This window comes from Salegentibacter flavus (assembly GCF_900115145.1).
In the GTDB taxonomy this organism is placed as follows: domain Bacteria; phylum Bacteroidota; class Bacteroidia; order Flavobacteriales; family Flavobacteriaceae; genus Salegentibacter; species Salegentibacter flavus.
Genome location: NZ_FOVL01000003.1, coordinates 45,465 through 58,524 on the forward strand (window position 1 = coordinate 45,465; position 13,060 = coordinate 58,524).

The window sequence follows — 13,060 nt, forward strand, 5'->3', positions numbered from 1 at the left end:
AATTATGAAAAATTACTTTCTTATCATACTTCTGATCTTTACAATAAGCCTCGGTTTTATTTCCTGTGAAGAATTTTTAGAAGTAGAGACACCTGACTATAAATTAGATAGTAAAGCTGTATTCTCTGATGATCAAACAGCTCAAAGCGCTTTAAATGGTTTATTTAACCAGTTATTCAATACCAGTTATGCGAATGGTGGAAGCCAATCTGTAAGTTTTCTGTCGGCCCTTTCTGTTGATAATTTCACATTAACATCTACCACTCAGGATGTAATAGAATTCCACCAAAACCAAATATCACCAGACAATAATTACAACCTTACATTATGGTCAGGAAGCTACAATATAATATACCAGGCCAATGCTTTACTCAATGGGATAGATAATAACAATTCTCTGTCTCAAGGATTAAAAGACAAAATAGAAGGAAGCAGTAAGTTTATTAGGGGGTTAACCTATTTCTACCTGGTAAAACTTTATGGGGATGTCCCATTAATTTTAAGCACTAACTATGAGGAAAATGCCCTGGTCTCAAGAAATTCTAAAGATAAAATTCTTTATCAAATCCTGAATGATTTAGAGGATGCGGCATTATTACTAGAAGAAGAATACCCCAATGGAGACAGAACGAGACCAAACTATTTTACCGTACAGGCACTTCTAGCAAAAGTGCATCTACATTTAAAAAATTGGGATAATGCAGAGTTCTATAGTAGCAAGGTAATAGATGCTACTTCATATTATGATCTTTTGAATGATCTGGACGAAGTATTCCTGGCGAACAGTAAGGAGGCTATTTGGCAAATCTCTCCAATAGGCTGGGGAAACAGTTTTACCCATACCCGTGATGGTAACCTTTTAACGAAAACTCCAACTTCTAATAATCCAGTTGTTTTGTCAGAAAATTTTCTGGAAGTATTCAATGATTCGTTAGACATTAGATATCAGAATTGGATTAGTCCATTTTTTACTGAAACAGATACGCTTTACTTTCCAAACAAATACAAAATACAGTATGATGCTTCTGGCGGAGAGATTGCCGAATATTCCATGGTAATGCGGTTAGCTGAACAGTATCTCATTAGGGCGGAAGTCCGGGCCAGGCTTGGAAATTTGACGGGCTCGATTCAAGACATCAATAAAATTAAAACAAGGGCAGGGCTATCCCAAATAGATAAATTCCAAAACGAACTCACAAAAGAAACACTTCTGGAAGAAATTTTATTAGAAAGAAGACGTGAACTTTTTACAGAGTGGGGGCACCGCTGGTTTGATCTACAGAGATATGGAAGATCTGAAATTCTACAGAATAAAGAGAATTCAAACTGGACATCTACTTCCAACCTTTTACCGATTCCATCAGAAGAACGAGAGAAAAATCCAAACCTTTCCCAAAACCCTGGGTACTAATCTTTAAATATAAGTAATGCAAAAAATAATCTTTATACTACTCCTGGGAATATCACAGGTTTTCTTTGGACAAAATCTGCAAAATAAGAATTCTTTCAAATCTGATGTTATAATAGGCGAACTTGAAAATGGCTTACAATACGTTATAAAACCAATTGAAAGTAACGAAAGTAAAATTCATACCGGTTTGACTGTAAAAGCAGGAAGTTTTCAGGAGAATGCGGATCAATATAATATTGCCCATCTTCTAGAACACCTGGCGTTTAATAGCACTGAAAATTTTCCTGATATGAGAAATGAGGCAAAATTCCTTTCTCAATTTCATATGGAAGCCATGGATTTAACAGCTCACGTGGGAGGGACTGCGACCAGGTATTTATTCCGGTATCCAAAGGAACAGACCATCGCTTTGGATACAGCCTTATCAATATACCGTGATATAGCTTCCGGTAAACTTATTTTTGATAAAAAAGCAGTTTTAGCAGAAAAAAAAGCAATTTACCAGGAACGACTCCAAGGAGGAGACCCTAACCAAAACTATGCGGATTGGAAAGTTATTTCTCAATTAACAGGCTGCTATGAAATTCCCAAGCCTGAAAATGTAGAATCCACGCTAATGCATACTTCACTGGAAGATTTGAAACGTTTTTACCAGGATTGGTACCGTCCCGAGCTCATGGTTATTTCAGTAGTGGGAAATATTGAGGATACAGATGTAATTGAACAAAAAATAAAAAACAAGTTTGGTAGTTTAAAAAATCCAGCTGAAAAATTTCAAAAAAAGGACTGTGAAGGAGTTTATCTGAATAGTGAAAATCAATTTATTGTTCAAAAAAATGCACCAGTATTAAATAGTGAAACCGAACCTGGAAATATTTTCCAGTTCTTCTATCGGAACCCAAGATTGTATTTGAAAAAATTTACCGAGGAAGAAAATAAAATAATATGGAATTCTCTTGCTAAGCATATTAAAAAAAGACTTAAAAGTGATGAGGAAAATTATAATATTAATTATCAAACAAATTTCTTCAGAAGCGATGATATACCAGCACTAAAATTAAGTATTCTAACTACAGATAATGAGCTAAAAACAATAGAAAGAGTTTTTAAAGTACTAGGTGGAATTTCGAAATACGGCTTTACCAAGAAAGAATGGAATTCCATTAAAAATGAATTGATTAGTAATAATAGAAGAATTGATTATTCTTCCTCCCAAGTCTGGATGGATTTAATTAAGCATTCGGTTGAAGATCTCAAAAAACTGGAAGTTTCGGGAATAAATAACCGTAGAGGTTTTCTACAAACTCTGGAATTAAATAAAATTAATAGTATTCTCAAGGATATAGATTGGAAACCAGATGATATAGCTGTGATAATACCGCCTAATGAACAGGAAAATATATTTTCAAGAAAACTAATCGAAAAATCGATTAAAAAAGGTTTAAGTGAGCCTAAGAAATACCAACCTCTGGAAGCACCTGAAAATTTAATTGGTACCAAAGAATTATCTAATCTCAAACCAGCCAATATTGTAGAAAGAAAATTTGGTGACTACAATGAAGATGTAATAGTCCTTGAAAATGGATTAAAAATTATCCTCAAAAACTTTAGGCCAGAAGCTGGTAGGTATAAAGATAAAATTATGGTTCATGGCTTTAGTCCATATGGCGCTTCCTGCTTTGGTCCTTTTGATTTTGAAGCCTTTATATCACCATTTATAGTAAAGAATATAGGCGTGGGAGAATTTAATAAATTCGTAATCAACAAGCGCTTATCCAGTACCAGTATTCCGTTTGGAGTTAGGGATTATGTTGAACAATATGAAACCGGAGTAAAGGCAGAAGCCGCGTCCGAAGACATGGAGATACTACTGCAATTACTATTTTTATCTTTTACTGATCCCAGGTTCGATAAAGAAGCTTTTGAAGATTGGAAATTGCAAGAAAAATACAAGTCCAAAAGAATAACTAATGCGAATAACGATTTTATTGATTTTAAAAATCGGGAAGTAGGGATTACAAAAATTCCCCAGGGAGGAAATCGTTATTACAATAGTTTAGAAGTTGACTACACGCAAGCATTAAAAAAATATAAACAATTACACTCAAGAGCAAAAGATTTTACTTTTATCCTGACAGGCGATTTCAAAAAAAACGAAATATTACCGCTACTACAGAAATATTTAGGAAATCTTCCTAACAAAAAAGGAACTATTAATTGCAAGCGATCACCTAATAAAAATGACAGCCAACCAATAGGTAAAGGAAATAATGCCAATTTTAAATTACCCTACAAGGCGGATAATAAATTGTTGTCAATCCAGTATGCTACCCCTCTTAATTCTCCATTTTTTAAAGAAGAAATTGATGCAGAAATACTTAAACAAGCCTTGGGACTTAAACTTATTAAAATGAGGTATAAAGAAAAATTAGGAGTTTACTTTCCATTAGCAACGAGAAAATTTGACCAAGAGTACAACAGGAAAACAATGGAGATTTTTCTTCAAAGTAGTAAAAGCGATTTCGAAAAAGTATTGGAATCAAGTTTAAATTATGTAGAAGAATTAAAAACTGAACTTGTTTCGGAAAACTTCCTGAAATCTGTTAAAAATTCTTCTTATTTACCGAAATGGCAACAACAATATAGAAATAAATCCATGAGGATAAACCTCTATAATCATTATCGATATAATATACCTTACCTTGATTCGGCTGAGGCAGAAGGATATTTTAATGAATTTGATTCTAATGATTTACTGAAAGTTGCTAAGGAATATTTTAACTCAAAAAGTAAATGGGTATTGACTGGTGGTTATGACTAAAATTAAATAAAAAAATCCCCGGATTTCCCCGGGGATTCAAATTTAAGCCTATTAATCAGAGATTATATAAGCTACAGTATCTCCACCATCTTTTGGTGTTTGCAAGCTCGAGTCAGTGTAAACCTGGAGAACTGTACCCGGATCATCGGCAAATCTAACCATACAGAGGTCTTCCTTGCCTGAATCACAAGGATCATTTTGCAGCTGGTATGGAACACCATCCCTTTCAACCCAGCCATTGGACTGTACATTTGCTTTATTGGCAAAACTCATTCCAATTGCCATTACGAATGCCAACATGGGCATTAAAAATTTGAAATTTTTCATAATATAAATATTAAATTAAACAATATGCCTATGCCCTATTTGAGCTCTAGGCGCTCTTAGTACTGCGCAATACTATTTTATATATACTTTTTTATAATCTTTAAGTTGAAGGTATATTCCCAATCCCCCCAGGAGCAAAAAGCAGATATTAAATACAAGATGTTCCTGCCAGGTTAGATTATTGATTATCCCACCACAGGAACAGGGAATATTTGTACTGACTTCCAGAATCCAAATAATGTAAACCGTGAAAAGCAAGATTATACCTGATGCTAAATATAAACCTAAGTTCCTGTATCTGGAACTAATCAAAAGTCCAGCGATGGCTAATTCTATGATGGGAACAAACCAGGAAATAAATACAGCTACTTTCTCATTTCCAAATACAGGACTATTTAATAGATCATTATAGAATTGAGGATATTCAATGAATTTGCTAACGGCGGCATAAAACAATAATAGCATAAATGCATACCTAATAAATTCATTTATATAGCGTTTCCCTATCATCAGTTCCTTTTTTTAAGTATTATAAAGGTCTGATTTTTACCAAGTAATCATTTGACTTTAAAAGATTCGAATTTGTATGAGAAGGTATTTTAATCAGGAATTTCTGGTCTGAGTAGGAGTAATTCCGTAAGTTTTTTTGAAAGATCTAGAGAAGTGAGCGAGGCTCAAAAAGCCACATTCTTCTGAAATCTCACTGAAAGGAAGACTGGTATTCTTAATCAAGGTATATGCTTTCTCCAATCGCTTTCTTCTATGATAAGCATAAATTGTGTCCCCGTATGCTCTCTTAAAAATCGTTTTGATCTTACTCACACTACATCCTACTTCAATGCCAATCACTGATATTTTAGGAAGCGTCCTATCCAGTCGCTCCATAACATACTGATGTAATTTGCGAACCAACTCACGTTGATCATGCAACAGTAGACTTCTGTATTGGCTTGGATATTTTGCTGAGCGCGATTTCGAGTTACCGGTATTGTTTAGTTTGTGATTTTGGTATGCTGCCTTAAATACTGATAGTGTATAAGATTTCTTTCCTTTTGCTATCATTCCATGAAGATACCCTATACCCCGCCAGATATAGCCACTCCTATGTTTAAATTCCACTTTAAAAGAAAGATTTTCTTCTATAGCATGTTTCAAAAGTTGATAAAGATCATCTGGTAACTCAGTATTATTACCTATTAATAATCGCACTGGCATATTCAAAAGTTCATTATTGGTGTAATCAAGAATTTCTTCTACATTATCTGAATAAGAAGTAATATGAAAATTACGGTCGAGGTTAAAAACAATATTTTCAAATACCTCTTTACTCTTTTCGTGATTGATTTGATGAACTGCTGTATCAATTTCTTCCACCATAGTATTTAGGGATACTACGATCTGCTCCAATTCATCCTTTTGATTTCTAAGAGGAAGAGTGTATGTGTAGGTTCCAAGAGCAATTTCAGTTATAAAATCCAGGATTTCCTGTACTCTAGTCTTATAATCATCAGTAGTCATAGTAGCCTATTATTAATTTATAACTTGTATTGAATTAAAAAACCCAGCGCTTCCGAAATCGTATTAAAACCTTTAGTAGGCACTGAAGGATTACTAATATTCATATAAGCTTTGTATAAAGTGCCTGAATATGCTTTTTCCATTACTATAGCAACTGCAAGTGCCTTTAAACAACCATTTTCAGCAAGATACTCTCTCGCTGCTTTACTTGCTGATTTTAGATGTCTCACATCACATAAAATTGGATAAGAGATTCCGTTTTGATAACGAAGTCTGGCTCTTACTACCGCTTTGGCACCATCCAGATCGAGTATGGTATTTGGTTTATAAACAAAGTTTAAAATACCCTCTTCTATCCAGAAGTGCGCATATTTATCTCCTTTAATCATTTTAGGGCCCTATTATTAATCCAATTTAAATAAAATAATAATAACAAAATCTTGATATAACATTTTAGATATCGCGGTACACCGCATATTTTGGTATCATTTGAAAGCATTTGACTTTAAAGGTTATGATTTGACTTAAAAGCCATATTTTTCCCTAAAATTCTGATTACCAAAATCTTTTGCTAGTTTCATATTTCTTAATTAGTAGGGCATGGCAAAAATTAAACACAACAATTTCCTAGATACGGTGGTCTCGGTAATGACAAACGCAAAAGACTCAGGGGCTATACATTTATATGCTGAAGGGGATAGTTTTAATGGTCGGCAAATTCAAATTAAAGGAAAAAGACTTTACCATTTTGGAACTACCGGATATTTAGGACTTGAACAAGATAAAAGGTTAAAAGAAGGAGCTATTAATGCCATAAAAGCCTATGGAACTGAGTTCCCCCTTTCCAAATCCTATATTTCCCATCCTTTGTATTCAGAATTAGAATCCTTAATGACTGATATTTATGGTCATCCGATTGTAATAACCAAAAATAGCACCTTGGGCCATATGGGGGTTATACCATCGGTAGTGGATGATAATGACGGGGTAATCCTGGATCATCAGGTGCACTGGAGTGTTCAAAGTGCGGTTAACCCATTAAAGCTTCGTTCGGTACCTGTTGAAATGATCCGGCATAATAACCTGGAAATGTTGGAAAGCAAAATTAAAAAACTTCAATCTAAATGCAGAAAAATTTGGTATATGGCAGATGGTATGTATTCGATGTTTGGAGATTATGCACCTATTGAAGAATTAATGATGCTTTGCAAAAAATATCCGCAACTTCACATCTATTTTGATGACGTACACGGAATGAGCTGGAAAGGTAAGCACGGTAGCGGATATGTTATGAGCATATTAAAAGAACTTCCAGAAAAAGTGATACTATTTGGTACTATGAGCAAAACTTTTGGTGCCAGCGGAGCGGTAATGGTTTGCAGTGATAAAAAAATTCAGCAAAGGGTTAAGAATTTTGGAGGCCCACTAACTTTTTCAGTACAACTGGAACCGGCTGCAGTCGGTGCGGCTATTGCTTCTGCAAAAATTCATTTGAGTGATGAAATTTATAAAATGCAGGAAGAGCTGGCTGGCCGCATATCTTATTTTAATAAATACCTGCAGCAGACTAACCTTCCATTAATTGTAGAAAATGATTCCCCCGTTTTTTATATAGGGGCGGGAATGCCGGAGACAGGTTTTAATTTAGTGAACAGACTTATTAAAAATGGATATTATGTAAATATTGGTTTCTTTCCAGCTGTACCTGCTAAAAATACAGGTTTAAGGATTACAATATCAAGGCATAACCAGAAAGAAGAAATTAAGGGACTTATAGATAGTCTGGTAGAAGAATTTCCGAAAGCCCTGAAAGAAACTAAAACAAACCTCGAACGTGTAAATTTCGCCTTTGGCCGTGGCAGTAAAAATTTAAGCTTGTCAAAACCAAACCAATCTAGTCTGAGTTTAGATACTTATAATTCTATTGTAGAAATCGATCCTATACTTTGGAATAGTACTGTGGGAGGAAATAGCTTTTATGACTGGAACGGCCTTAAATCTTTAGAGAATATACTAACAGACCAGAATTCCCCCGAACATAATAACCAGTTCTATTATTATATCATCCGGGATGAAAATCAAAATTGTATACTGGCAACTTTTCTATCGTTTGGTATATGGAAAGAAGATATGCTGGCACCTAAGTCAGTTTCGGTTGCCATAGAAAAGATTAGGGAAACAAAACCTTATTACCATACAAGTACCTGCCTTAGTCTTGGTTCGATGATTTCTGAAGGAGATCACTTATACCTGGATCAGAACTCTCCAAGGTGGAAAGAAGCCCTTAATTTATTGCTGGAAGAGATCGAGAAACTGGAAAAACGACTTCAACCTCAGTACCTCATCCTACGAGATTTCGATGTAGGTAATGAAGCTATTAAATCCTTTCTTCAAAATAAGGGATATGTTCAAGTTGCAATGCCAGAATCAGCAGTTTACACAGAATTCAATTGGGGATACCAGAAAGAGTATGTAAACACGTTGAGCAAGCGTTCAAGAAAACATTTCAGAAACGATATTGAAGCTTTTAAAGATAAACTTGAAATCAAGATTAAAGATAATTTATCCCAGTCCGAGCTTGAAAAGTCATTTAAACTTTATATAGCGGTAAAGGATAATAACCTCGGTTTGAATACATTTACTTATCCCTTCTCCTTATTTCAGCATATGAATTCTTCATCACAATGGGAATTCATTTTGATTAATCTGAATGACACGCACAGGACATTGGTGGGGGTCATGTTTTGTTATAAAAATTCTGAAAAAATTTATACCCCCGCTGTTGTAGGGATGGATTATAAATTCTCCAGGGAATATAATATTTACAGGCAGCTTTTATACCAGACAATACTTCGAGCCCAGCAGTTGGGTTTTATTAGAATTGATTTTGGATTGACAGCAGGGTTTGAAAAGCGAAAAGTTGGTGCAAAAATTATTGATAAATGCGCCTATATTCAAACTCGGGATAATTTTGCTTTAGAAGCTTTAGATTGGTTACGAAAAGATTAACACCCCCTTTGAAGTATATTTTTTAATATTTACCCTTTTAAAAAGCCGTATTGAAAATAGCACAGCAAAGGCATTATTTGTTTGCATTAAATACAAATCTCATGTTCGAGAAAACAATGTCGATATTCAGCGAAAATGTTGAAAGTTTAATTCAATCAGGGAAACCTGATTTGAAGAAAGCTGAAGATGGCATTAGTTTATGTATTAAAATTCTTTCCAAATTACAAAAGCAAGTAGATAAGTACGATTTTGAAGATACTCAAGCCGAAATTGAGTTTTTTAAAAATATAAAGCCCTTCCCTATGAGCTATCTTATTTATTTTACCGAAGTCCGCTCTTGTGAATTAAAGCTCCCAAAAGTCGGTAACTCTCATAAAGTTCGTTATTTGGAAAAGGAGATTAAAAAGATCAATAGATTTTTTTCTGAAAATAACAGTTTTGTCAACTATATGGAGCAAAACCACAATTACCTGGATCCACAATTTTTCAGTCGCAGTGGTAAGATGGATTTTTCCTTTAGCCCTACTATAAACTATTATCAGAATCCCGAATTTTCGACCAGTCACGATATGCTTTGGTCAAAGGTACAGGCGCTTTACCGTTATATACATTATATTCGGGAGAAGTTAGAACTGATTCAACCGGGGAGTAGCGGAGATTTCCGGGAACGCCAACCAAACCTTCTACTATGGTCCGGATCTAAAACTTCTTTAGTAGAAATAATCTATAGTTTATACCTTAAAGGAGATATCAACCATGGGACTGCAGATCTTAAAACGCTTATCTCTGCCTTTGAAGATTTTTTTAATATTAAGCTCGATAATTATCATAAAACATATAGTGAGATGAGAGCCAGAAAAGATCCAAGAGCCAAATACCTATACCAGATCGCTGTCAACCTGGAAACCAAAATGCGCCAGGATGATGAAAAGTAAATTTTCGAAGTAAGTCGTAACTACGAAAATCAGCTCTCCATTAATTTTACAAAGAATTTCTACCTCTTCCCTCCTACCTGAATCTTAAATTGAATCAATTCTCATCATTTTTTATTAAATGTTAAACTTTTTCGTACTACGAAAAACCTAGGGAATTATTTCCTGGAAACAATTTCAATTTTATAGAGCAATTATAAACCAGGTCAGGAACAAACAAATGAAATGTTCCAAGCCATAAAATTTGTTCTATTATGCCAACATCAATTATTACTACAGACGATCTTCAGGATTTCAAAATGGAGTTACTACAAGACATTAAAGAACTACTAAACCAGCAAAAATCAGGTAAAATAAAAAAATACCTGAAATCTGCAGAGGTAATGGATTATTTAAAAATAAGCCCGGGAACCCTTCAGAATTTACGAATAAAGGGTATACTTCCCTATACCAAAATAGGCGGTATTATTTATTACGATGCATCGGAAATCCAAAAAGTAATGGAAGAAAACCGAGTACAGCATTTAGAATATTAAGCGATGAATTACATAAAACTTCTAAACGCCGCTTTTGAAAAATTCTATTTTGATGATCGTCTTAATCCAACGCATATCAGCTTGTATATGGCTTTATTCCAGGAATGGAATAGCAGCAGGTTTGCGTTGGACTTTTTCGTTAACCGAAGGGATTTAATGAATGCTTCAAAGATAGGTTCCAAATCAACCTATCACAGATGTATAACTGATCTGAATGCCTGGAGTTACCTGGAATACTTTCCTTCCAACAACCCCTACAAAGGCAGTAAAATCAAGATGTCCATAATGGGGACAAGTGATGAACTTGAAGAGGGTCACTATGATCCCAAATTAGAACAGCTTGCGGAACGCTACCATCCCATAAGGGAACGAGTAGTAGACCAGCAGCGTCCCGTCAGTGGACAAGCTTTGGTATCTACTATAAACAATACTAAACCAATAAAACATAATAAACACCCAAACAGTTTGAAGGAGGTACTGGACTTTTTTAGTAATAAAAAATTTAATCCGGAATATGGCAAAGAGTTCTACGAGTACTATAAAGCCAGGCAGTGGCAGACAAGCGATGGTTCTGATGTGAGAGATTGGCGAGCTCTTGCCAAATATTGGGTTGAACAAAAATCGCTTATGAAAGAAAAAAATAGATTAAATAAAAAGGCAGCATCTCATTTTAGGGACAACCTGCGAACCACTAAAAATAAAGATTATGGACAACCCCTCTAAAATAACCGAAGGCGGCGTTGAGTATTCCCTAGGAAAATTTGACGGGACTTGTGTGCATTATGACTTCCCAAAAATCTTGATTTATCTTAATGCAAAGGGAAAGCTGCTATTCGGTAAACATTTTAAAATTTATAAAAAAGATAAAGCTGTTTTATTAAAACTCACATCGTACTTCATACGGGATGAAGCTACTTGTAAACGATTTGATATTGACATCAATAAGGGAATCTTACTTTCAGGGCCCGTGGGTTGCGGTAAAACTTCTTTAATGAAATTATTAAGGCACCTGGTTCCCGCACAACGCCCTTACGAAATGATACCTTGTAGAAATGTAACCTTTAGTTTTAATCATTTGGGATATAAAACCATTGAGGATTACGGTAACTCAAAATATTTCTGTTTTGACGACCTGGGTGTGGAACCATTAGGCAGATTTTATGGCAAGGATTTAAATGTTATGGGCGAAGTACTGCTATCGAGGTATGAACTATTTCTAGAAACAAATGGAAAACTCAAAACGCATGCTACCACAAATTTGAATGCTGAAGAATTAGAAGATCATTATGGTAATCGTGTTCGGAGTAGGATGCGGGAACTGTTTAATTTGATAGCTTTTGATGAGAAGGCGGGGGATAAGAGGAAGTAAGAATTACTTCTTTAAAATTACATTTACTGAAATTTTTACAGCTTAGTCCGTTCTTTCCAAAACCATTTCTTTAGGAATACTAAATGGAATGGTAGGATCATAAGTTTTAAAGCTAATCTCCCCTGGGTTGGGTTTAAGTGTCCAGTGGAGTTGATCATTAATTTTTTGAATGATTATTTTTCCTCGTTTTTGATTAATTGGATCGTTCATGTACAACACTAATTCATCTTTATCTTCATCATAACCTCCGATAATAGGTGCGTCACCAATTTTCAAATTTTTTCGATCTAAACCTTCAACAGGAAGATTCTTAATTACTTTCTGATTTAATTCATATATATAATACCCAATAATCATATTTTCAATTTCACCATTAAATTCTTTAGTAAAGTGCAAAAATTCCAAATTAAAATCTTCTTCATGGTTCTCCCAACGTCCTATATAATGCCTATATACGTCAGGATCCGGACTATATATACTTTTATTTTGAGCGAATACACTAAAGGTCAAAATCAAAAAGCCTAAAGTTAAAATATTATTCTTCATCTTTTTCATTTTTAATAAATATACAACTAAACCACAATACTTTATTATAAATCACCAAACCCATAATTTGACGACTTTACCATCTTTTTCCTTAACCACATTTCAACTTATCAACAACCCTCTTTCAAAATCCCATAAAATTTAATGCCAAATGAAAGCATTGAAAACCAATCTAATACAAATAATATTTTATTCACAATTTATTGATTTTCAATTATTTAAGAGGTTAAATTTCTAATTTTCACATAACGAAAACGAGTCAAAAACTTAAAACTTTCCGTTATGAAAAAATCTATCTTCCTGGCAACATTCTTCTCGTTGCTCTCAACAAGTCTTTTTGCGCAAATCGGTGGGATCGAAGATTCCGTGGCCGATATTTCCGATACTATAAGGAATATATTTCCCATTATCCTAGGGGTAATCTTCCTGGTCGGCTTTCTCTTTAATGCCGGCCACTTTTTTGGAGAAAACTCCGATCTCAAAAAAGGAATAACCCGGGTGTTAGTCTTTGTACTTATCGCAGGCGCCGTGGTAGGCATATTCACTTATTTGGTCACCATTGTAGTTTAAGTCGGTCGCTAAGCGACATTT

General features: G+C 34.5%; 13 protein-coding genes. 8 read left to right on the forward strand and 5 right to left on the reverse strand.

All coding sequences use genetic code 11. The features are described from left to right. Nucleotides 1–4 precede the first annotated feature (4 nt). Both BM266_RS03685 and BM266_RS03690 read left to right on the forward strand, forming a co-directional pair. Nucleotides 5–1,411, forward strand: coding sequence for a RagB/SusD family nutrient uptake outer membrane protein (locus tag BM266_RS03685; protein ID WP_093406028.1), 1,407 nt, complete (start codon nucleotides 5–7; stop codon nucleotides 1,409–1,411). A gap of 16 nt (nucleotides 1,412–1,427) precedes the next feature. Continuing rightward, entirely contained in the window at nucleotides 1,428–4,232 is a 2,805-nt protein-coding gene (locus BM266_RS03690) for a M16 family metallopeptidase (RefSeq protein WP_093406030.1), read from the forward strand. 51 nt (nucleotides 4,233–4,283) lie between these two features. Here BM266_RS03690 and BM266_RS03695 read toward each other — a convergent pair whose 3' ends face one another. From BM266_RS03695 to BM266_RS03710, 4 genes are all read right to left on the reverse strand, one after another. Further along, nucleotides 4,284–4,559 carry a DUF6520 family protein gene (locus tag BM266_RS03695; RefSeq protein WP_093406033.1) on the reverse strand — a complete coding sequence of 92 codons (276 nt, stop codon included), beginning with the start codon at nucleotides 4,557–4,559 and terminating at the stop codon, nucleotides 4,284–4,286. A 72-nt stretch (nucleotides 4,560–4,631) separates the two neighbouring features. Further along, nucleotides 4,632–5,069: a MauE/DoxX family redox-associated membrane protein gene (locus BM266_RS03700; protein WP_093406035.1), complete on the reverse strand. Its 438-nt coding sequence runs from the start codon at nucleotides 5,067–5,069 to the stop codon at nucleotides 4,632–4,634. Nucleotides 5,070–5,162: 93 nt separating this feature from the next. Next, on the reverse strand, nucleotides 5,163–6,077 hold the full coding sequence (locus tag BM266_RS03705; RefSeq protein ID WP_093406038.1) for an AraC family transcriptional regulator: 915 nt from the start codon (nucleotides 6,075–6,077) through the stop codon (nucleotides 5,163–5,165). Nucleotides 6,078–6,094: 17 nt separating this feature from the next. Further along, complete coding sequence (locus tag BM266_RS03710) at nucleotides 6,095–6,466, reverse strand: DUF7793 family protein (RefSeq protein ID WP_093406040.1); 372 nt, start codon at nucleotides 6,464–6,466, stop codon at nucleotides 6,095–6,097. Between the two features lie 211 nt (nucleotides 6,467–6,677). Between BM266_RS03710 and BM266_RS03715 the strand changes: the two genes are divergently transcribed. The 5 genes from BM266_RS03715 (at nucleotide 6,678) to BM266_RS03735 (ending at nucleotide 11,923) form a co-directional block, all read left to right on the forward strand. After that, a complete protein-coding gene (locus BM266_RS03715) occupies nucleotides 6,678–9,086 on the forward strand; it encodes an aminotransferase class I/II-fold pyridoxal phosphate-dependent enzyme (protein ID WP_093406043.1) in 2,409 nt (802 codons plus the stop codon). A 101-nt stretch (nucleotides 9,087–9,187) separates the two neighbouring features. Next, nucleotides 9,188–10,021: an RteC domain-containing protein gene (locus tag BM266_RS03720; protein WP_093406046.1), complete on the forward strand. Its 834-nt coding sequence runs from the start codon at nucleotides 9,188–9,190 to the stop codon at nucleotides 10,019–10,021. Nucleotides 10,022–10,272: 251 nt separating this feature from the next. Then, entirely contained in the window at nucleotides 10,273–10,554 is a 282-nt protein-coding gene (locus tag BM266_RS03725) for a helix-turn-helix domain-containing protein (RefSeq protein ID WP_093406048.1), read from the forward strand. A 3-nt stretch (nucleotides 10,555–10,557) separates the two neighbouring features. Beyond that, on the forward strand, nucleotides 10,558–11,277 hold the full coding sequence (locus tag BM266_RS03730) for a hypothetical protein (protein ID WP_093406051.1): 720 nt from the start codon (nucleotides 10,558–10,560) through the stop codon (nucleotides 11,275–11,277). Then, entirely contained in the window at nucleotides 11,261–11,923 is a 663-nt protein-coding gene (locus BM266_RS03735) for a P-loop NTPase family protein (RefSeq protein ID WP_093406054.1), read from the forward strand. Before BM266_RS03730 ends, BM266_RS03735 begins: the two co-directional genes overlap by 17 nt. Before the next feature lie 42 nt (nucleotides 11,924–11,965). Here the strand turns inward: BM266_RS03735 and BM266_RS03740 are convergent, their stop codons facing one another. Further along, the gene (locus BM266_RS03740; protein WP_139220590.1) at nucleotides 11,966–12,469 is read right to left on the reverse strand and encodes a DUF6705 family protein; all 504 of its coding nucleotides are present in this window, start codon (nucleotides 12,467–12,469) and stop codon (nucleotides 11,966–11,968) included. A gap of 282 nt (nucleotides 12,470–12,751) precedes the next feature. Between BM266_RS03740 and BM266_RS03745 the strand changes: the two genes are divergently transcribed. Next, on the forward strand, nucleotides 12,752–13,039 hold the full coding sequence (locus tag BM266_RS03745; protein WP_093406060.1) for a hypothetical protein: 288 nt from the start codon (nucleotides 12,752–12,754) through the stop codon (nucleotides 13,037–13,039). Nucleotides 13,040–13,060: the final 21 nt, after the last annotated feature.